Consider the following 18,575-nt stretch of genomic DNA (forward strand, 5'->3'; position numbering starts at 1 on the left):
GGTCAGGCACCATGGACAAACCCCGCATCAGGGTCCCGGCGACCGCCCGCAAGGGCGAGATCGTCGAGATCAAGACCCTCATCCGCCATCCCATGGAATCGGGCCAGCGCAAGGACGCCTCGGGCGCGCTGCTTCCCCGCAAGATCATCAACCGCTTCGTCGTCGCGGCGAACGGCAGGACGATCCTGGACGCCGCGCTGTACCCGGCCATGGCGGTCGACCCGTTCATCGTCTTCAAGGCCCGCATCGACGCCGACACGAAGTTCGAGATGACCTGGTACGAGGACGGCGGCGCGTCGGTCAGCGAGAGTGCCGAGGTGAAGCTGGCCTGATCCGGATGCACCCTCGCACCGGCGTGCAAGGGTGCCTTCGATTCGAAGGAGGTGGAAAAATCCGCACCACCGACGTATAGGGTTGATCCCCCGGGCCCGTGATGGCCCGATGGAGGCCGATCACCCAGGAAAGAGCGCAGGTCATGGCGGAGCGTTGGACCCCCGAGAGCTGGAAAACCAGGACGGTCAAGCAGATGCCCGTCTATCCCGACCGCACCAAGGTCGATGCGGTGGTGCAGCGCCTGTCCACCTATCCGCCGCTGGTCTTTGCCGGCGAAGCGCGCCGGCTGAAGGCGGCGCTGGCCGATGCGGCCGCCGGCAACGGCTTCCTGCTGCAGGGCGGCGACTGCGCCGAGAGCTTCGCCGAATTCCACCCCAACAACATCCGCGACACCTTCCGGGTGCTGTTGCAGATGGCCATCGTGCTGACCTTCGGCGCCGGCATCCCGGTGGTCAAGGTCGGACGCATGGCCGGCCAGTTCGCCAAGCCCCGCTCGGCCGATTACGAGACGGTGGAGGGCATGGAGCTGCCGTCCTACCGCGGCGACATCATCAACGGCTTCGATCCGACGCCGGAAGCCCGCATCCCCGATCCCGAGCGGATGATGCAGGCGTACACCCAGGCGGCGGCGACGCTGAACCTGCTGCGCGCCTTCGCCCAGGGCGGCTACGCCGACCTGCACAAGGTGCACCAGTGGACGCTGGGCTTTGTGGAGCGCTCCCCGGCGGGCGAGCGCATGCGCGACCTGGCCAACCGGCTGGACGAGGCGCTGGCCTTCATGGCCGCCTGCGGCATCACCGCGGAGACGACGCCGCAGATCCGCGAGACCGATTTCTTCACCAGCCACGAGGCGCTGCTGCTGCCGTTCGAGCAGGCGCTGACCCGCATCGACAGCACCACGGGCGAGTGGTACGACGTGTCGGCCCACATGCTGTGGATCGGGGACCGCACCCGCCAGCCCGACGGCGCGCACGTGGAGTTCCTGCGCGGCGTGCGCAACCCCATCGGCCTGAAGTGCGGCCCCACCACCGACCCGGACGAGCTGCTTCGCCTGATCGACCTGCTCAACCCCGCCAACGAGCCGGGGCGCCTGACGCTGATCGTGCGCATGGGGGCCGACCAGGTGGCGGACAAGTTCCCGCCGCTGCTGCGCCGGGTGCAGCAGGAGGGACGAGTCGTGGTGTGGTCCTGCGACCCCATGCACGGCAACACCATCAAATCGTCCAGCGGCTACAAGACGCGCCCGTTCGAGCGGGTGCTGGCGGAGGCGCGGGCCTTCTTCGCCGTGCACCAGGCGGAGGGCACCCATGCGGGTGGCGTCCATTTCGAACTGACCGGCCAGGACGTGACGGAGTGCACCGGCGGCGCCCAGGCGATCACCGACCACAAGCTGGCCCTGCGCTACCACACCGCCTGTGACCCGCGGCTCAACGCCAGCCAGTCGCTGGAACTGGCCTTCCTGCTGGCCGAAGAGCTGAAGAGCGCCCGCGAACGGCGCGACGCGGACCGTCGCGCTGCCGCCCGCGCCGCGGAGTAGCCGGCATTTCTGCCCGCCCGTCCTTCCGCCGGTCCTTCCACCCGGTGGAAGGGCGGCCGCTCCGGTGGCCGAAGCCTCTTCCCTCGCGCACGCCGCCCGTATAATGCTGACCGTTCGGCACAGCGGCGGCCACAGGGCCGGGACCGGGATCACGACATGAACGACGCCAGCAGCGCGCCCAGGGCGCCCCACCATCCCGCGGCGGACGCGGTGGGCGCCTGGACCGACACCTACTTCAAGCGGACCAAGGAAGCCGTCGGCAAGTTCGGTGACAAGCGGGTCACCTACGCCGTCTTCATGCGCCGCCCCGTGGTTTCCGCGCCGCGCCTGGCCGTCGACTGGCTGATCGCGGTGTCCGCCCAGCGCGGCGTCGACGTGGAGGTGGAGGTCAACTACCCCGAGGGCAAGTGGGTCGGGGCGGGTGAGCCGATGATGTACATCACCGGTTCCTTCTACCATCTGGTCGATCTGGAGACGGTCTTCCTGATGAAGCTGGGGCCGGCCTGTGTCGCCGCCTACAACGCCTTCACCATGTGCGCCGACCTGCCGCGGACGGCCTTCCTCGCCATGGACGCCCGACACTGCGCCGGCACCGAAATGGCCGAGATCATGGCCTACGCCGCCTCCGTCGGGTCGGCGCGGGCGCGGCGCAAGGCGGGGGCCCGCGGCTTCGTCGGTAATGCCACCGACGCCACGGCCCATTACTTCGGCGCGGACGGCGGCATGGGCACCATGCCCCACGCGCTGATCGGCTATGCCGGCTCCACCGTGCGCGCCGCCGAGATGTTCCACGAGACCTTCCCGGAACTGCCGCTGACGGTTCTGGTCGACTATTTCGGCCGCGAGGTCACCGACAGCCTGGAGGTGTGCCGCCGCTTTCCCGACCTGGCCGCCGCGGGCACGCTGGCGATCCGGCTGGACACGCCGGGCGGCCGCTTCGTCGAGGGGCTGGACCCGCCCGCATCCTACGCGGTGCTGGAGCGCCATGCGCCCGATGCCATCCGCGGCTACCGCGACGAGACGCAGCTCCGCTACCTCATCGGCACCGGCGTATCGGCGGCGGCGGCCCACCATATGCGTGAGAAGCTGGACGAAGCCGGCTTCCCGGCGGTGAAGATCGTGGCCAGCAGCGGCTTCGGCCCGGCCAAGTGCCGCCTGATGGCCGAGGCGCGGGCCCCCATCGACGTGGTCGGCACCGGCAGCTTCCTGCCCGAGCGGTGGAACGAGACCTACGCCACCGCCGACGTCATCGCGTACGACGGCGAGCGCCGGGTGAAGGTGGGCCGCGAGTTCCTGTTCCGGCGCGGCTGAGCCACCTGTTATCGCGGTCGACGCCGCGACCGGCGGTCCCTATGATGCGGCCTCGAACGATGGGACGCAGGAGGGACTCGTGGGGCAACGGGACAATGGCCAGGCGGGCCGCGGGATGGCGCCGCGCGAGCCCTTCACGGGAACGCCGGCGGACCGGCTGGTCCGGCTGTGGCGGGCCGACGATGAACGGTTCGAGCCGCTGCTGGACGAGGTGCTGAACGCCGGCCGGCAGGCCGTCATCGACGCCGCCGCGTCCAAGCTGCGCGAGGACGAGCGACTGGCCTTCCTCGACGACGTGGAAACGCTGGCCGAGATCATCGACCGGGTGGACGAGCAGGGCCGTCGCGTCACCAGCAGCCTCTACTGGTTCATCGCCGAGGTGGACGGCGCCCTCGCCCCGCCGCCGCCGGCCGAGGCCATCGCCGCGGCGGTGGAGGAATCCGAGCTGTTCGAGGGCGAGGAGCGGCTGCGGGTGGCGCCCCTCTGGCTGTCGCCGGAGGAGCTGTCCTACATGGAGGCGGTGGACCGCCGCGCCCTGCTGCAGCGCGTCGTCGCCTCCTTCGGCGAGGCCGGCCGTTTCGCGGCGGAACAGGAGTTGCTGGCCGACGGCAGCGACGAGGGCGGCCTCATCGCCGTCGTCGGCCTGCTCGACGAGCCCCACGAGGACGCCCTCGCCCGCACCGACGAGGACTGGGAGGACGAGGAACTGTCCGCCGAGGAGGAGGAGCGCATCCTCTCCGCCGTCGCCGCCATCTCCGATTCGGTGGTCGCCCTGGACTCCCGGGTGCGCCGCTTCCGTCCCGTGGGCGGGCTCACCGACCTGCTGGAGTTCGTCTCCGAAGGGGCGTGGGACGAGGAGGCGATGCTGGACGAGCTGGGCCAGTTCCTCGACGTGGCGTCCGACGAGACGTCCGATGGCGTGCTGGACGCCCGCGTGCGCTACGTGGCCGATGGGCTGGAGGTGCTGCTGACCGCCGCCGACGGCCGCATGCTCGACCAGGCCAGCTTCGAGCTGACCGACGAGCAGTTGCCCCTGGCCGTCGACCTGCTGCGCCGCCGCTGCCGCGCCGTGGAGCCGGCGGACGAGGAGCAGGGATAAGGGTCCCGATCCCGCCGCGGTCCGTCGGTGGTGACGCGGGTCAGCCGAAGCGCTGCCTGGGGTAGTCGCCGATCAGGCTGAGGTGGGTGACCAGGCCGCTGTCCGGCACCCACCGGTGCAGGGCCACCGCCGGCGGTTCGGTGGTCCAGCCGAAACCGGCGCCGGGCGCCAGGTCGAGCGCGAACTGATGGGCGGTGGAGGGGGCGCAGAACACCGTCGTGCCGGCCCAGCCGGCGGTGATCGGCCGGTGGACGTGCCCGCAGACGATGCCCACCACGGGGGCCGGGCTGCGGCGCACCAGGTCGGCCAGGTCCGCCGCGCCGGCGCAGCCCATGGTGTCGATGGCCAGCCCGGTCGGGAAGGGCTGGTGATGCATGGCGATCAGCGTCGGCCGGCCCGGCTCCTCGGCCAGCCGGTCGGCGATCCAGGCCAGGCGCCCGGCGCACAGCTCCCCCTCCGGAAAACCGGTCTTCTGGCTGTCGAGCATGAGGATGCGCAGCGGCCCCTCGTCGACCACATGGTGCAGGAACGGGTCTTCGGCGGGCAGGTAGGGAAACAGGCGGCGCAGCGCCGACCGGTCGTCGTGGTTGCCCGGCAGCACCCGGCAGGGCAGGGTGAGCGGCGCCAGCAGCTCTTCCAGCATCTCGTACTCGCCGGGCTTGGGCGTGTTGGCGAGGTCGCCGGTGATCAGCACCAGGTCGGGGCGCGGGTCCAGGGCGTTGAGGTGCGCCACCGCGGCGGCCAGATGGGCGTTGGTGTCCACCCGGCCGAAGGCCCTGGTGCCGGCGGGGGTGACGTGCAGGTCGGTGATCTGGGCGATCAGCATGGGGGGGGCCCGGCAGCGGTTGCGGAATTGGCGCCATCCTAACAGCGCGCACCCCCCTGGTGCAGGTCCGTCACAGAATCTTAATTTCGTGGGATCGGGCGCTGTCGACGGGGCTTGCGATGGCCCATCCGGATGCATAGCTGGTATGATGCACCGCATCCTTTGCCCGATCGAACGCGCCGCTGCGGCGCGGGTTGGCCATGAACAGCACGGACCGCACCTTCTGCCACGATAAATATTGGCTCAAGCGGGCCCGCATCCGGGTTGACCGGGTCACGGGGGCCGAGCCCGGGCTGGTGACGGCGGCGGACGGCACCGCCGTCGTCGACGTCCGCATCGAGGGCGGCTGCATCCGCGCCGTCGTGCCGGCAGGCGGGGCACCGTGCTGCTGCCGCGGAATCGACCTGGACGGCGGCGCCGTCCATCCCCTGGAGGACGGCGGCTGCATCGCGCCGGGCCGTCCCGCCGACCTGCGGGTGGAGCAGGCGGGCGGCGGCCTCGTCCTGCGCGGCGGCCGGCCGGAGGAGGGCACTGCCGCCATCGGGCGTGTCTGCACGCCGCCGGCGCCACGGTCCTGACCGCAACGCCTTCCCCACCATCCCAACCTTCGGTTGGCCCCCTTCCGCCGCCGCCAAGGGCGGGGGAGGAGGGTGTCGGCATCGCTGCCGTGACGGGCGCCGGGGCGCGATCCGCTCGACTCCCGTGCTGAACTGAACGATATAGTTCAGCGACCGCGGTACCCCGCCAGGGTGCCGTTGCGTGTCTCAGCCTCGGACCGACGGGTTTCCATCATGCGCCACACCCTCCGCGCCGCCGCCGTGATCGCCCTGATCGCCCTGGGGGGCGGCGGGTATTGGTACTTCGTCCACAAGGGCGGGACCGTGGAGGACCTGGTGGCGCTTGCCACCGGAAAGGGCGCACCGGGGGGCGGCGCTCCCGCTGCGCCGGCCGGGGGCGGGGGGCCGGGAGCCGGCGGTGCGGGAGCCGGTGGTGCGGGCGGCGGCATGCCGGTGGAGGCGGTGACGGTCCGGATCGGCACCGTGGCGCGCACGGTCACCGCCGTGGGCACGCTTTTGTCGGACGAATCCGTCGTCATCCGTCCCGAAGTGGCCGGGCGCATCGCCGAGATCGACTTCCGCGAGGGCGAGCGGACGGCCGCGGGTACCGTCCTGTTCCGTCTGGACGATTCCGTCGCCCGGGCGACCCTGGCCCAGGCGCAGGCGTCGCTGGCCTTCTCGCGCAGCGAGTTGCAGCGCGCGGAGGAGCTGCTGCGCAACAACGCCGGTTCCGTCCGCACGCGGGAACAGGCCCTGTCCAAGCTTCAGGCGGACGAGGCGACGGTGCAGCTTGCCGGCGCCCACCTCAACCGGCTGACCCTGAAGGCGCCGTTCGACGGCGTGCTGGGCCTGCGCAAGGTGTCGATCGGCGATTACGTCGCCGCCGGCGAGGATCTGGTGAACATCGAGGCCATTGACACCCTGAAGCTGGATTTCCGGGTGCCGGAACTGTACCTGGCCGCCGTGCGGCCCGGCCAGACGCTGGCGGTCAGCGTCGACGCGCTGCCCGGCCGCAGCGTCGAGGGCACGGTCTACGCCATCGACCCGCTGGTGGACGTGAACGGCCGGGCGGTGGTGATCCGCGCCGCCGTGCCCAACACCGACCACGCGCTGCGCCCCGGTCTGTTCGCCCGCGTCGAGCTGACGCTGACCGTCAACCCCGAAGCCGTCCTGGTGCCGGAGCAGGCGGTGGTCGCCGTCGGCAGCCGGCAATTCATCTACAAGGTGGTCGACGGCAAGGCCGTGCAGACGCCGGTGACGCTCGGCACCCGCCGCAGCGGCGAGGTGGAGATCGTCAGCGGTCTGGCGCACGGCGATGTGGTGGTCACCGGTGGACAGATGAAGATCCGCGACGGTGCGCCGGTTCGCGTGATGCCGCCGGCGGGCGCCCCGCCGGGGCCGCAGGCCAGCGCCGCCGGGAAGGCGGGGGGCTGAGCCGTGATCCTCTCCGACATTTCCGTCCGCCGTCCCGTCCTGGCGACGGTGATGAGCCTCGCCATCCTGCTGGTGGGGCTCGTCTCCTACGATCGCCTGTCGGTGCGCGAGTATCCCAAGATCGACGAGCCGGTGGTCAACGTCACCACCGTGTACCGCGGTGCCTCGGCCGAGATCATCGAGACCCAGGTCACCCAGGTGCTGGAGGACAGCCTGGCCGGCATCGAGGGCATCGACGTGCTCTCCTCCGTCAGCCGGGCCGAGCGCAGCCAGATCACCCTGCGCTTCCGCCTGACCCGCGACATCGACGAGGCCGCCAACGACGTGCGCGACCGCGTCGGCCGGGTGCGGCGCATCCTGCCCGACGAGGTGGAGGAGCCCACCATCGCCAAGGTGGAGGCCGACGCCCAACCCATCATCTATCTCGCCTTCTCCTCCGACCGGCATTCGCCGCTGGAGGTGACCGACTTCGCCGACCGCTACGTGAAGGACCGGTTGCAGAACCTGCCGGGTGTGGCGGAGGTGCGCATCTTCGGCGAACGCAGGTTCGCCATGCGCCTGTGGCTCGATCCCCAGCGCATGGCGGCCTACCGGGTCACGCCGCAGGACGTGGAATCGGCCCTGCGCCGGCAGAACGTGGAGATTCCCGCCGGCCGCGTGGAAAGCGTGGCGCGCGAGTTCACCGTCGTCTCGGAAACCGATCTGCGCACGCCCGAGGAGTTCGAGCGGGTGATCCTGCGCGACGCCGGCGGCTATCTGGTGCGGCTGGGAGACGTGGGCCGGGCGGAGATCGCTGCCCGCGACGAGCGGGTGAACGCCCGCTTCACCGGCCGCAGCGCGGTGGCGCTGGGCGTCGTCAAGCAGTCCACCGCCAACCCGCTGGACGTTTCCAAGGCGGTGCGCGAGCAGTTGCCGCGGATCGACGAATCCCTGCCCGATGGCATGTCCGTGGCCATCGGCTACGACAGCTCCATCTTCATCGCCCGCTCCATCGACGCGGTGTTCACCACGATCCTGGAGGCGATCGTGCTGGTGGTGCTGGTGATCTTCTTCTTCCTGCGCTCCCTGCGCGCCACCCTGGTGCCGCTGGTCACCATCCCCGTGTCGCTGATCGGCGCGTTCGCGCTGATGCACGTCTTCGACTTCTCCATCAACACGCTGACGCTGCTGGCCATGGTGCTGGCCATCGGCCTGGTGGTCGACGATGCCATCGTGATGCTGGAGAACATCTACCGCCACATCGAGGACGGGGTGGCGCCGATGCGCGCGGCGCTCGTGGGGGCGCGGGAGATCGGCTTCGCCGTGGTGGCGATGACCATCACGCTGGCCGCCGTCTACGCCCCGATCGGCTTCATGACCGGGCGCACCGGCCGGCTGTTCACCGAATTCGCCCTGACGCTGGCCGGCGCGGTGCTGGTGTCGGGGTTCGTCGCGTTGACCCTGTCGCCCATGATGTGTTCCAAGCTGCTGCGCCACCAGGCCCGGCACGGCATCGTCTACAACCTGATCGAACGGTTCCTGGAAGGGATGACCTCGGGCTACCGGGCGCTGCTGCGTGCCTCGCTGCGGGCGCGGCCGCTGGTGCTGATGCTGGGCGTGCTGGTGGCGGCGGCGAGCTGGACGCTGTTCTCCGGCATCCGCTCCGAACTGGCGCCGGTGGAGGACCGCGGCACCGTGGTGGCCATCGCCATCGCGCCGGAAGGCTCGACCCTGGAGTACACCGACGGCTACACCCGGCGCATGGAAGCGCTGTTCAACCAGGTGCCGGAGGTCGACACCTACTTCATGGTGGTGGGCTTCCCGGTGGTCAACCAGGGCATGAGCTTCGTGCGCCTGAAGGACTGGAACGATCGCGACGTCAAGCAGCAGGAGGTGGTGGCGGGCCTGGCGCCCAAGCTGTTCGGCATCCCCGGCGTCATGGCCTTCGCCTCGAACCCGCCCTCCCTGGGGCAGAGCCCGACCGACAAGCCGGTCAACTTCGTCATCCAGACATCACTGGGGTATCCGGAGCTGCAGCGGATGGTCGACGCCCTGCTGGCCGAGGCGCGCACCTTCCCCGGCCTGGTCAACGTCGACACCGACCTGAAGCTGAACAAGCCGGAGCTGCGCATCACGCTGGACCGCGACAAGGCGGCCGACCTGGGCATCGACATCGACACGGTGGGACGCACGCTGGAAACCTTTCTGGGCGGCCGCCAGGTCACCCGCTTCAAGCGCGACGGAAAGCAGTTCGACGTGGTGGTGCAGGTGGACGGGGTCGACCGTGACGATCCCGACGACATCGCCTCCATCTATGTCCGCGGCGCCGCCGGGCAGATGGTGTCGCTGGCCAACCTGGTGCATGTGGAGGAGCGGGTCAGCCCGCGAGAGCTGAACCATTTCAACAAGTTGCGCTCGGCCACCGTCACCGCCACCCTGGCGCCCGGCACCTCCCTGGGCGACGCGCTGGCCTTTCTCGACGCGGCGGCGGAGCGGGTGCTGCCGCTGGCCGCGCAGACCGACTATGCCGGCCAGAGCCGGGAGTTCCGGGAGTCCGCCGCCGGCCTGTACGTCACCTTCGTGCTGGCCCTGGCCTTCATCTATCTGGTGCTGGCGGCCCAGTTCGAGAGCTTCATCGACCCCTTCGTCATCATGCTGACGGTGCCGCTGTCGATCACCGGGGCGCTGCTCGGGCTCAAGCTGACGGGGGGGACGATGAACGTCTACAGCCAGATCGGACTGGTCACCCTGGTCGGGCTGATCACCAAGCACGGCATCCTGATCGTGGAGTTCGCCAACCAGCTCCAGCGCGCCGGCGTGGACATCCGCAAGGCGGTGGTGGAGGCGTCGGTGCTGCGCCTGCGCCCCATCCTGATGACCACCGGCGCCATGGTGCTGGGGGCGGTGCCGCTGGCCATGGCGGAGGGTGCGGGGGCGGAAAGCCGCCAGGCCATCGGCGTGGTCATCGTCGGCGGCATGCTGCTGGGCACGCTGCTGACGCTGTTCGTGGTGCCCACCGTCTACAGCTACATCGCCCGCAAGAAGCCACTGGCCGATGACGAGGAGCCGGCCGGCCACGGTACGGTCCCTCACCCGGCGGAATAGACGCTCACCCCGCCCCGCCGAGGACGGCGGGACGGGGCCTGCGGCGGGGCTACAGCCGCACCGACGGCGGCACCTGCGTCGTTCCCGTGGTGTTGGGCACGCGGTCCAGCGCCACGGCGGCGACGGCGGCGATCAGCACGGCGGCGGCGAAGCCGATGACCATGGCCTTCATTGCAGTGTCCTCTCAACCCTGTCATGGCGTTCGGCCGAGCATAGAGGAGGGGCCGCGGCGGCGCCAGAGGGCTTCACGGAGAGGTTGTCGCCCGCTTCAGGTAGGCGATGAGGTCGGCGCGCTGCTGCGGATCGGTCATGCGCTGGAGCGGCATCTTGCTGCCGGGCGTCATGGTGTCCGGGCCGATCTCGAAGAGGCGGGAGACGGTATCCTCCGTCCACACGATGCCGCTGCTCCGCAGCGCGTCGGAATAGGGATAGCCGTCCACCGCGCCGGCCACGCGACCGAACAGGCGGTGCAGCGTCGGGCCGGCCCGCCGGCCGCCCTCCGGCCCCAGGGTGTGGCAGAAGGCGCAGGCGCGGAACAGCGCCTCGCCCTTGCCGGGATCGCCGGCGGGCAGGGAGCCGGCGCCCGCGGGGGCGGCCGGCAGGAGGAGTGCGGCAAGCAGCACCGCGCCATGGGGGGTCATGGGGCCTCCCGATCCGGATCGACCGGGGTCAGCGACACCGTGGCGGTGTCGATCAGCAGCTTGCCCGCGTGCTCGAAATTCACCGTCACCCGGTTGCGGATGGCCGATTGAACCTGGCCGAGCCCCCAGTCGGGCCGATCGGGATGGCGCACCCAGGCGCCGGGGACCAGAGAGTCGTCCATGGGAGGTTTCCCGAAAAGTGGGTTTCCCGAAAAGCGGGGCAACGGCGTCGCAATCAATGGTACAAGAAGGTGGGCGTGGCCGGAAAGTTCCCTTCCGGCCGGCTGCCCGTTCCGTCATCAGCCGGGGTCCCCATGGCACTCGACATCCACGTCCTCGAACTGTTGGCCTCGCGCGTCTGCCATGACCTGGTCAGCCCGGTCGGCGCGATCCACAACGGGCTGGAACTGATCGAGGAGATGGAGGAGGAGCCGGCGTCCGGCTTTCTCGGGGAATCCATCAAGCTGATCGAGCATTCCGCCGGCCAGGCCGAGCGGCGGCTGAAGCTGTTCCGCCTGGCCTACGGCATGGCCGGGCGCGACCAGCGGGGCTTTTCCGAAGTGCGCGCGGCGGCCGGCGGCTGGGTCGAGGGGTCGCGCACCCGGCTGGACTGGCCGCCCGGTGCCGTGCCCGATGCGCTGAGCGGCCACGCCGGCATCGGCAAGGTGCTGCTCAACGTCATCGTCCTGGCCGAGGAGGCGCTGACTCATGGCGGCACCATCACCGTGGCGGGCGAAGGGTCGGAGGAGGCCGGGCGCATCACCGTGACCGCCGACGGTCGCCCCGGTGCGCTGAACCCGCAGGCCGCGCGCGCCCTGGCGGACCCCGGCGCCGCCGCGGACCTGACGCCGCGCTCGGTGCACGCGTACATGACCGGCCGCTTCGCCGAGACCTACGGCGTGCGCCTGTCCGCCACGCCGGCCGGCCCGGACCGGCTGGTGTTCCGGTTGGAGTGGTAGGGGAGGGGAGACGCCCTCACTGCAGCAGGTCGGTCACCACGTTGGCGCGTTCGGCCGTCAGGTGGTCGGCACGGGTGCGGTAGTCGGTCTTGCCCGAGAAGCCGCCGGCGGCACGGACCCGCGCCACCCACCCCTCCGACGCGCCCAGCGACACCAGGCGCTTGACCATGGTCTCGGTGGTGCGCAGCGTCATGCGGCCGTTGTCGACCATGCGCGGGGCATGCACCATGAACTCCGCCGTCGCGTCGGCGTAGCGCGGATAGCCGGCGAGGTACACGCCCACGCACATGCTCTCGCACGATTCCCCGCCCTTGACGCGGGTGGCGATGGTGCGGCCGGCGGCCCGCTCGGCCACCATCAGGTCGATCATGCGGTAACCGGCCGAGGTGTAGCCGCCGGGGCTGTCCAGCTCCACCACCAGCGGCCGTCCGGCCGGCAGGGCGCGCAACGCCTCGGTGAAGCGACGCTCCACCCCCTTGGTGATGATGCCGTCGATGCGCAGGATCGTCGCGTCCGCGTGGTCGGTGCGGGTGATCTCCGCATCGGGCAGCGCCGGTATGGTGTTGGTCGCCACCAGCTCCGGCTTGCCGGCCTGTGCCGGGGCCGCCGCCATCGCCGCCACCAGTGCCAGAACCGCCGAAGCCGCTGCCCGAACCGCCATGCAACCCTCCCTGCCTGCCGGGAAGAGTTGCCGGAAAAGTTTACACCTTCGTTAACGGATCACCTGTCCGATGGTGTAACGAACCCGCCCGAGCCCTGTTTGCGAAAGGACAGGTCCGATCGGAGTGTGGTGGTGAAACGAACGATCCCGCTCGTGGCTGTCCTGGCCATTCTGATGTCCGGGGGCGATGCCGCGGCTCACACCCAACAGGCGTCGGCGGGGTGCGGCCGGACGGCGCCCGAGCGACCGCCGGCGGCGATCGGTGCCGGAGGTCGGGAGCGCGGAGTCATCGTCGTTCCGCCCGACGACTACGCGCCGGACCGGCCGCATGCCCTGGTCTTCGCATTCCATGGGCGCACCAACGACAACACGCGGGTGCGGCGCTATTTCGGTCTGGAGGCGCACGCGGCGGAACCGACCATCTTCGTGTATCCCGCCGGGCTGCAGGACCGGCAGGGACGCTTCACCTGGGCCGATCCCGGCGATCCGCCGGACGCGCCGCGGGATGCCGCTTTGTTCGACGCGTTGCTGGAGACGATGGCGACGCTCTACTGCATCGACCTCGGGGCGGTCCATGCGGTGGGGCATTCCCTGGGCGCCTCGTTCGCCAACGGTCTTGCCTGCATCCGCGGTGCCGCGATCCGCGGGGTCGCCACGGTGGGCGGCGGCATCGCGCGGCCGGCCGCGTGCAGCGGATCGGTGGCTGCCATGGTTCTGCACAACCCGCGCGATGCGCAGGTGCCGGTGTCGGAGGGCTACCGGGAGCGAACGTCGCTGCTGCGGCAGAACGGGCTGGCACCCGGCAGCGAACCCGTGGAGCCGCACCGCTTCAACTGCCGCCGCTACGGCCCCGCGGACGGAGCGAATCCGGTGCTCTGGTGCCCTCACGCCGACGATCACACCGGCGCCGGGCGCTTCTATCCGCACCAATGGCCGCCAGGAACCGGTGCGGCGGTCATGCGGTTCTTCGCCGAACAGGGATAGGCGGCGGGGGCGTGGCCAGGGGGGTCAGCCGGTGGGGGCCGCTCCGGAGGCCGCGACGTCGCTGCCGGCCAGGAAGGGCTTGTACCGCATGTCGACCGTCTGGATGTGGTCGATCAGCCAGTCCTTCAGCAGCAGGATCAGGTCGATGCGCAGCATCACCGCGTGGCTGTCGTCGAATTCCCGGCGCAGTTTCTCCACCTCGGCGACGAAGTGGCGGTGGGCGGCCCGGTGAGACTCCAGGTCGGGATAGCCGGCGCGTTCCATCCATTCCTCCTCGCGACGGAAATGGACGTCGGTGTAGTCCCTGAGATCGCCCAGCAGCCCGCTGACGTCGTCCTTGGCGCGGGCCGAGACGCCCCCGGCCAGCAGGCCGTTGAACATGGCCAGCAGGCGCTTATGATCGCCGTCGAGAACATCGACGCCGACGCTCATCCTCTGCTCCCAGGCGACGTAGTCCATGGCCGGGTGTCCTTTGACCGAACGCCGCCGGTCAACGGCGGCTGATGACCGAACGCCGCCGGTCGGCGACGGCCGAATGTTGTGCAGGTCCACTATCTAAACGCGACCATCGACGGCTCTCAAGCCCGATGGCGAGCGGCAAATCCCCGCAGCCGGCGCGACGCGGGGGCTTCCGGGCACCGGGGACTCCCCGTATATAACCGGGCGAACGACGGAGGTGGGCTCGTGGCGCTGCCGGATGACATCAACGACAAGAAGCGCGCACTCGACGCCGCCCGCCCGCTGCCGGGCGAGGTCGTGCATGCCCTGGCCGATTGGTTCGAGCGGGAACTGACCATGGCCGCGGCCCGCGTCGAGCGGGTCGGCCTGACCCCGGCCGAGATCGAGCGGGTGATCGAGAAGGGCGCGGTGCTGCGCAGCCGCCCCATCGACGACCAGCGTCTGGTGGTGAACCACGTCGACGCCCTGCGCGTGGTCGCCCGCCTGTCCTACCAGCCCCGTGGCGTCATCACCGAACGCAGCATCCTTGCCCTGCACGGGGTGCTGTTCCAGGGGATCGACGCGCGGGCCGGCACCTACCGCGACGGCCCCCCCGACGACGCGGAGGCGGTCCGACCCGACGCGGCGGCGGAACCGGTTCCCGATCCTGCCCCCGATCCCGCCAAGCTGCGCGTCTCCATGTCGGCGCTGAGCGGCTGGCTGCGCCGCACCGAACCCGGCCCGGAGAGCGCCGTCGAGGCGCATCTGCGCGTCATGTCCGTTCGCCCGTTCGCCCGCGGCAACACGGCGGTGGCGCTGCTGCTGACCAACCTGCTGCTCAACCGGGCGGGCTATCCGCCGGTGGTCCTTGATGCCGGGTCCCGCGACGCCTACCGCGACGCGCTGGCGCGCGCGCGCGCCACGGGCGACAAGGCGGCGTTCCGCGAGACCATGCTGGGCCTGCTGGATCGCAGCCTGGATGTCTGCCTGGTGGCGGCCGCGCGGGGCGTCGCGCAGGGCGTCGGCGGCACGCCGACCGGGCATCGGGATCACGAATCGTAGCTCATCAGCGCCGTGCACGGCACATCGATGCGCCCGCGCCCGCCGAGGAACGTCAGTTCGATGAGGAAGGCGGCAGCGCGCACGTCGGCCCCGACCCGGCGCAGCAGGTTGACCGAGGCCGCCATGGTCCCGCCGGTCGCCAGCAGGTCGTCCAGCACCACCACGCGCTGGCCCGGCCGGATGGCGTCGGCCTGGATCTCGATGGTGTCGGTGCCGTATTCCAGGTCGTAGGAGTGCTCCACCTTGTCGCCCGGCAGCTTGCCGCGCTTGCGCACCATCACGAATCCCGTGTTCAGGGCCAGGGCCAGCGGTGCTGCCAGCAGGAAGCCGCGCGATTCGATGCCCACCAGAACGTCCGGCGCGTGGGGCCGGATGGCTTCGGCCACCCGCGCCACCGCTTCCTGCCAGGCCGCCGCGTTCGCGAGCAGCGGCGATATATCGTAGAAGAGAATGCCCGGCTTCGGGAAATCGGCGATTCCGCGGATGTGGTCCCGCAGGTCGATGGCGGAAGGGGTCATGGCGAATATCCGGTGATTGCATCGGCCGCCGCGGCCGCCGGAAACGGCGCCCGTTGCGGACGCCGCAGTGTACGCGGGGCGTGCTTTTGGCGCAAATCGCGGTTAACAGGATAGGGTACGGGAACGGGAGGGCTGCGGCATATGGCGCCGCAAGAGGCTTGGATGACGCAGGCGGCGGACACGGACGGCGCCTGGCGGGTGGCGGCGGGCGGGCGCTGGGACCTGGAAGGTGCGGCGCGGCTGGTGCGCACGCTGGACGCGGTGCGGCCGTCCGGCGGTGCCGCCGTGCGCGTGGACCTGTCGGGGCTGGAGGCGCTGGACACCGTGGGCGCCATGCTGCTGACCCGCCTGGCCGACCGGCTGAAAGGGCTGGGCCACGCGGTGGAGGTGGCGCCGGTGCGGCCGGAGCATGCCCCGCTGCTGGAGGCCGTGCGCGCCGCGGCGGCCGCGCCGGTGCAGGTGCCGGAGCGCCCGCACCCCATCCGCGACATGGTCGAGCGCACCGGGCGCGGCACCGTGGGGCTGATGCGCGAGGGGCTGGAACTCCTGGCCTTCCTGGGGGAGATCACCATCGCCTTCGGGCGCATCCTGCGCGATCCGCGGCGTCTGCGGGTGCGCGCGGTGCTGTCGCACATCGAGCAGACCGGCCTCAACGCCCTGCCCATCCTGGGGCTGCTGACCTTCCTCATCGGTGTCGTGCTGGCCTTCCAGGGGGCGGACCAGTTGCGCCGCTTCGGGGCGGAGCTGTTCGTGGTCAACCTGTTGGGCGTGTCGGTGCTGCGTGAGATCGGGGTTTTGATGACCGCGATCATCGTCGCCGGCCGTTCCGGTTCGGCCTTCACCGCCCAGATCGGCACCATGAAGGTGAATCAGGAGGTGGACGCCATCCGCACGCTGGGCCTCGACCCCGTGGAGCTTCTGGTGGTGCCGCGGGCGCTGGCCCTGATGATCACCCTGCCGCTGCTGGCCTTCTACGCCGACATCATGGGGCTGTTCGGCGGGGCGGTGATGAGCTACGTGGTTCTCGACATCTCCTTCGGGCAGTTCCTCCGGCAGCTTCACGGTGCCGTCGGACTCGGCACCTTCCTGGTCGGTCTGATCAAGGCGCCGGTCTTCGCCCTCGTGATCGCCATGGTCGGCTGCTACGAAGGGCTGAAGGTCAGCGGCAGCGCCGAGAGCGTGGGCGCGCTGACCACCAAGGCGGTGGTCGAGGGGATCTTCCTGGTGATCGTCCTCGACGCGCTGTTCTCGGTGCTCTTCTCGTATCTCGGCGTCTAGGGGAAAGGGTGGACATGGCGGTCGGCAACGCGCACATCCGTTCGGCGGCGGGGGAGGGCCGGGACTCCCGGCCGGCGCCCGACGCCGCCGCGGCGGAGCCGGTGATCCGGGTGCGCGGGCTGGTGACGCGGTTCGGCCGTCAGGTGATCCACGACGGCCTCGACCTGGACGTCATGCCCGGCGAGGTGCTGGGGGTGGTCGGCGGATCGGGTACGGGCAAGTCGGTGCTGCTGAAGGAGATCGTCGGCCTGATGCGGCCCGCCGCCGGCACTATCGAGATGTTGGGCCGCGACACCATGCGGCTGAGCGCGCGCGAGGACCGGGCCCTGAAGGCGCGCACCGGCGTGCTGTTCCAGGACGGCGCGCTGTTCAGTTCCCTGACCGTGGCGGAGAACGTCATGGTCCCCCTGAAGGAGCACACCGCCCTGCCGCCGGACCTGATCGCCGAGGTGGCGCGGGTCAAGATCGCCATGGTCGGGCTGCCGCCCAACGCCGGCGCCAAGTACCCGTCGGAGCTGTCGGGCGGCATGCGCAAGCGGGCCGGTCTGGCGCGCGCCCTGGCCCTCGACCCGGCCATCCTGTTCCTCGACGAACCCACGGCCGGCCTCGATCCCATCGGTGCCGCGGCGTTCGACCGTCTCATCCGCAACCTGCAAGGGAGCCTGGGGTTGACCGTCTACATGGTGACCCACGATCTGGACAGCCTGACCTCCATCTGCGACCGCATCGCGGTGCTGATCGACAAGAAGGTCAGGGTCGGAACGCTGGACGCGCTGCTGCGCGACGACCATCCCTGGATCCGCGATTATTTCCACGGACCGCGCGGCCGCGCCGCCCGCCGGGCGGAGGCGTGACCCGATGGAAACCCGTGCCAGCTACATCCTCGTCGGTGTCTTCGTCCTGTCGCTGATCGCCGGCCTGTTCGTGTTCACCGTGTGGATCGCCAAATCCCAGTTCGACGAACAGCGCGACCCCTATCTGATCTATTTCACCGGGTCCGTCACCGGCCTGCAGGAAGGAAGCCCGGTGCGCTACCGCGGCATCCCCATCGGCACGGTGACCGACCTGCGCCTCGATCCCTCCAACGTCGGGCGGGTGCGGGTGGCCATCGCGGTCCAGGCGGGCACGCCCATCAAGGCCGACTCGATCGCGTCGCTGGAGGTGCAGGGCATCACCGGCGGCGCCTATGTGCAGATCACCGGCGGCACCGAGCGCAGCGAACTGCTGCGGGCGTCCCAGTCCGGCGTGCCGGTGATCCCGTCCCGCCCGTCGTCCCTGGCCGAGGTGGTGGACGCCGCCCCGCAGATCCTCAACCGCGTGCTGACCATCGCCGAACGCATCGACACGCTGCTGAGCCCGGCCAACCAGCAGGCGGTGACCGCCATCCTCGCCAACGTCGGCACCATCACCGCCGACGTGGCGGCGGCGACGTCCGATCTGGAGACCACGGCGGCGGAAGCGCGCGCGGCCATGGCGGGCGCCCGGCACCTGACCGAGACGCTGAGCGGAACCGTCGACGGGCTGGCCCCGGACCTGCACAGCACCCTGGAGCAGGCGCGCCGCACGCTGGCCACCCTGGACCGGACCACCGGCGCGCTGGCCGGGGAGGTGACGGCGCTCACCCGCTCGCTGACCGTCACCTCCGGCCGGGTCGGCGAACTGGTGGAGGAAAACCGCGAGCCATTGCGCGACTTCACGGCGACCGGGCTGTATGAAGTGACGTTGCTGGTCACCCAGTTGCGCGATCTGTCGTCGCAGCTTTCGCGGGTGGTGACCCGGATCGAGAGCAGTCCGACGAACTTCCTGTTCGGCGGCACGAGACAAGGGGTGGAGGTGGGACGATGACGGATCGC

20 protein-coding genes are annotated in these 18,575 nt (G+C 70.7%); 13 read left to right on the plus strand and 7 right to left on the minus strand.

Translation table 11 applies throughout. The features are described 5' to 3' along the window. The first annotated feature begins 11 nt into the window (after positions 1–11). The 4 genes from soxZ to G472_RS0110970 all read left to right on the plus strand — a co-directional run bounded on the left by soxZ (position 12) and on the right by G472_RS0110970 (position 4,280). Complete coding sequence (gene soxZ, locus G472_RS0110955; protein ID WP_029008430.1) at positions 12–332, plus strand: thiosulfate oxidation carrier complex protein SoxZ; 321 nt, start codon at positions 12–14, stop codon at positions 330–332. 143 nt (positions 333–475) lie between these two features. Further along, positions 476–1,870 carry a class II 3-deoxy-7-phosphoheptulonate synthase gene (locus G472_RS0110960; RefSeq protein WP_029008431.1) on the plus strand — a complete coding sequence of 465 codons (1,395 nt, stop codon included), beginning with the start codon at positions 476–478 and terminating at the stop codon, positions 1,868–1,870. 156 nt (positions 1,871–2,026) lie between these two features. Then, positions 2,027–3,181 (plus strand): nicotinate phosphoribosyltransferase, encoded by a 1,155-nt coding sequence (locus G472_RS0110965; protein WP_029008432.1) that lies wholly within the window; start codon positions 2,027–2,029, stop codon positions 3,179–3,181. A 115-nt stretch (positions 3,182–3,296) separates the two neighbouring features. Next, positions 3,297–4,280 (plus strand): hypothetical protein, encoded by a 984-nt coding sequence (locus G472_RS0110970; RefSeq protein WP_051340685.1) that lies wholly within the window; start codon positions 3,297–3,299, stop codon positions 4,278–4,280. A gap of 40 nt (positions 4,281–4,320) precedes the next feature. Here the strand turns inward: G472_RS0110970 and G472_RS0110975 are convergent, their stop codons facing one another. Then, on the minus strand, positions 4,321–5,106 hold the full coding sequence (locus tag G472_RS0110975; RefSeq protein ID WP_029008434.1) for a phosphodiesterase: 786 nt from the start codon (positions 5,104–5,106) through the stop codon (positions 4,321–4,323). Between the two features lie 200 nt (positions 5,107–5,306). On the opposite strand from G472_RS0110975, the gene G472_RS37065 reads away from it, so the two are divergent. The 3 genes from G472_RS37065 to G472_RS0110990 all read left to right on the plus strand — a co-directional run bounded on the left by G472_RS37065 (position 5,307) and on the right by G472_RS0110990 (position 10,181). Next, a complete protein-coding gene (locus tag G472_RS37065) occupies positions 5,307–5,684 on the plus strand; it encodes a hypothetical protein (protein ID WP_051340686.1) in 378 nt (125 codons plus the stop codon). Between the two features lie 213 nt (positions 5,685–5,897). Then, positions 5,898–7,097 (plus strand): efflux RND transporter periplasmic adaptor subunit, encoded by a 1,200-nt coding sequence (locus G472_RS32545; protein WP_035691991.1) that lies wholly within the window; start codon positions 5,898–5,900, stop codon positions 7,095–7,097. Between the two features lie 3 nt (positions 7,098–7,100). Next, positions 7,101–10,181, plus strand: a complete 3,081-nt coding sequence (locus G472_RS0110990) for an efflux RND transporter permease subunit (protein ID WP_029008435.1) — start codon at positions 7,101–7,103, stop codon at positions 10,179–10,181. 49 nt (positions 10,182–10,230) lie between these two features. On the opposite strand, the gene G472_RS40565 is transcribed toward G472_RS0110990, so the two are convergent. The 3 genes from G472_RS40565 to G472_RS0111005 form a co-directional block, all read right to left on the minus strand. Next, positions 10,231–10,353 carry a hypothetical protein gene (locus G472_RS40565; protein ID WP_281173332.1) on the minus strand — a complete coding sequence of 41 codons (123 nt, stop codon included), beginning with the start codon at positions 10,351–10,353 and terminating at the stop codon, positions 10,231–10,233. A gap of 73 nt (positions 10,354–10,426) precedes the next feature. Beyond that, positions 10,427–10,822, minus strand: a complete 396-nt coding sequence (locus tag G472_RS0111000) for a c-type cytochrome (protein ID WP_029008436.1) — start codon at positions 10,820–10,822, stop codon at positions 10,427–10,429. Continuing rightward, positions 10,819–11,004, minus strand: a complete 186-nt coding sequence (locus G472_RS0111005) for a DUF3553 domain-containing protein (protein WP_029008437.1) — start codon at positions 11,002–11,004, stop codon at positions 10,819–10,821. The genes G472_RS0111000 and G472_RS0111005 overlap by 4 nt, the downstream gene beginning before the upstream one ends. Before the next feature lie 132 nt (positions 11,005–11,136). On the opposite strand from G472_RS0111005, the gene G472_RS0111010 reads away from it, so the two are divergent. Beyond that, positions 11,137–11,781, plus strand: coding sequence for a histidine phosphotransferase family protein (locus G472_RS0111010; RefSeq protein ID WP_029008438.1), 645 nt, complete (start codon positions 11,137–11,139; stop codon positions 11,779–11,781). Between the two features lie 16 nt (positions 11,782–11,797). Here the strand turns inward: G472_RS0111010 and G472_RS0111015 are convergent, their stop codons facing one another. Beyond that, on the minus strand, positions 11,798–12,442 hold the full coding sequence (locus G472_RS0111015; RefSeq protein ID WP_029008439.1) for an ATP-dependent Clp protease proteolytic subunit: 645 nt from the start codon (positions 12,440–12,442) through the stop codon (positions 11,798–11,800). Positions 12,443–12,574: 132 nt separating this feature from the next. On the opposite strand from G472_RS0111015, the gene G472_RS0111020 reads away from it, so the two are divergent. Continuing rightward, complete coding sequence (locus G472_RS0111020; protein WP_156927079.1) at positions 12,575–13,426, plus strand: CE1 family esterase; 852 nt, start codon at positions 12,575–12,577, stop codon at positions 13,424–13,426. 24 nt (positions 13,427–13,450) lie between these two features. Here G472_RS0111020 and G472_RS32550 read toward each other — a convergent pair whose 3' ends face one another. Continuing rightward, entirely contained in the window at positions 13,451–13,885 is a 435-nt protein-coding gene (locus G472_RS32550) for a bacteriohemerythrin (protein ID WP_051340687.1), read from the minus strand. A gap of 225 nt (positions 13,886–14,110) precedes the next feature. On the opposite strand from G472_RS32550, the gene G472_RS32555 reads away from it, so the two are divergent. After that, positions 14,111–14,926 carry a Fic family protein gene (locus G472_RS32555; RefSeq protein ID WP_051340688.1) on the plus strand — a complete coding sequence of 272 codons (816 nt, stop codon included), beginning with the start codon at positions 14,111–14,113 and terminating at the stop codon, positions 14,924–14,926. Here G472_RS32555 and G472_RS0111035 read toward each other — a convergent pair. Then, entirely contained in the window at positions 14,914–15,429 is a 516-nt protein-coding gene (locus G472_RS0111035) for an adenine phosphoribosyltransferase (protein WP_029008441.1), read from the minus strand. The two genes, G472_RS32555 and G472_RS0111035, sit on opposite strands and share 13 nt — an antisense overlap. 177 nt (positions 15,430–15,606) lie before the next feature. Between G472_RS0111035 and G472_RS0111040 the strand changes: the two genes are divergently transcribed. The 3 genes from G472_RS0111040 to G472_RS0111050 are packed head-to-tail and all read left to right on the plus strand — an operon-like array spanning position 15,607 to position 18,567. Further along, positions 15,607–16,722, plus strand: coding sequence for an MlaE family lipid ABC transporter permease subunit (locus G472_RS0111040; protein ID WP_084536581.1), 1,116 nt, complete (start codon positions 15,607–15,609; stop codon positions 16,720–16,722). A gap of 14 nt (positions 16,723–16,736) precedes the next feature. Further along, positions 16,737–17,576: an ABC transporter ATP-binding protein gene (locus G472_RS0111045; protein WP_084536582.1), complete on the plus strand. Its 840-nt coding sequence runs from the start codon at positions 16,737–16,739 to the stop codon at positions 17,574–17,576. A gap of 4 nt (positions 17,577–17,580) precedes the next feature. Next, a complete protein-coding gene (locus G472_RS0111050) occupies positions 17,581–18,567 on the plus strand; it encodes an MlaD family protein (protein ID WP_029008444.1) in 987 nt (328 codons plus the stop codon). Positions 18,568–18,575 lie beyond the last annotated feature (8 nt).

Origin of the sequence: Azospirillum halopraeferens DSM 3675 (genome assembly GCF_000429625.1) — a bacterium.
In the GTDB taxonomy this organism is placed as follows: domain Bacteria; phylum Pseudomonadota; class Alphaproteobacteria; order Azospirillales; family Azospirillaceae; genus Azospirillum; species Azospirillum halopraeferens.

Bases quoted from the DNA above. Each gene is read 5' to 3' on its own strand.
- soxZ (WP_029008430.1), top strand. From the start codon at position 12: ATGGACAAACCCCGCATCAGGGTCCCGGCGACCGCCCGCAAGGGCGAG.
- G472_RS0110960 (WP_029008431.1), top strand. From the start codon at position 476: ATGGCGGAGCGTTGGACCCCCGAGAGCTGGAAAACCAGGACGGTCAAG.
- G472_RS0110965 (WP_029008432.1), top strand. From the start codon at position 2,027: ATGAACGACGCCAGCAGCGCGCCCAGGGCGCCCCACCATCCCGCGGCG.
- G472_RS0110970 (WP_051340685.1), top strand. From the start codon at position 3,297: ATGGCGCCGCGCGAGCCCTTCACGGGAACGCCGGCGGACCGGCTGGTC.
- G472_RS0110975 (WP_029008434.1), bottom strand. From the start codon at position 5,106: ATGCTGATCGCCCAGATCACCGACCTGCACGTCACCCCCGCCGGCACC.
- G472_RS37065 (WP_051340686.1), top strand. From the start codon at position 5,307: ATGAACAGCACGGACCGCACCTTCTGCCACGATAAATATTGGCTCAAG.
- G472_RS32545 (WP_035691991.1), top strand. From the start codon at position 5,898: ATGCGCCACACCCTCCGCGCCGCCGCCGTGATCGCCCTGATCGCCCTG.
- G472_RS40565 (WP_281173332.1), bottom strand. From the start codon at position 10,353: ATGAAGGCCATGGTCATCGGCTTCGCCGCCGCCGTGCTGATCGCCGCC.
- G472_RS0111000 (WP_029008436.1), bottom strand. From the start codon at position 10,822: ATGACCCCCCATGGCGCGGTGCTGCTTGCCGCACTCCTCCTGCCGGCC.
- G472_RS0111005 (WP_029008437.1), bottom strand. From the start codon at position 11,004: ATGGACGACTCTCTGGTCCCCGGCGCCTGGGTGCGCCATCCCGATCGG.
- G472_RS0111010 (WP_029008438.1), top strand. From the start codon at position 11,137: ATGGCACTCGACATCCACGTCCTCGAACTGTTGGCCTCGCGCGTCTGC.
- G472_RS0111015 (WP_029008439.1), bottom strand. From the start codon at position 12,442: ATGGCGGTTCGGGCAGCGGCTTCGGCGGTTCTGGCACTGGTGGCGGCG.
- G472_RS32550 (WP_051340687.1), bottom strand. From the start codon at position 13,885: ATGGACTACGTCGCCTGGGAGCAGAGGATGAGCGTCGGCGTCGATGTT.
- G472_RS0111040 (WP_084536581.1), top strand. From the start codon at position 15,607: ATGACGCAGGCGGCGGACACGGACGGCGCCTGGCGGGTGGCGGCGGGC.
- G472_RS0111045 (WP_084536582.1), top strand. From the start codon at position 16,737: ATGGCGGTCGGCAACGCGCACATCCGTTCGGCGGCGGGGGAGGGCCGG.
- G472_RS0111050 (WP_029008444.1), top strand. From the start codon at position 17,581: ATGGAAACCCGTGCCAGCTACATCCTCGTCGGTGTCTTCGTCCTGTCG.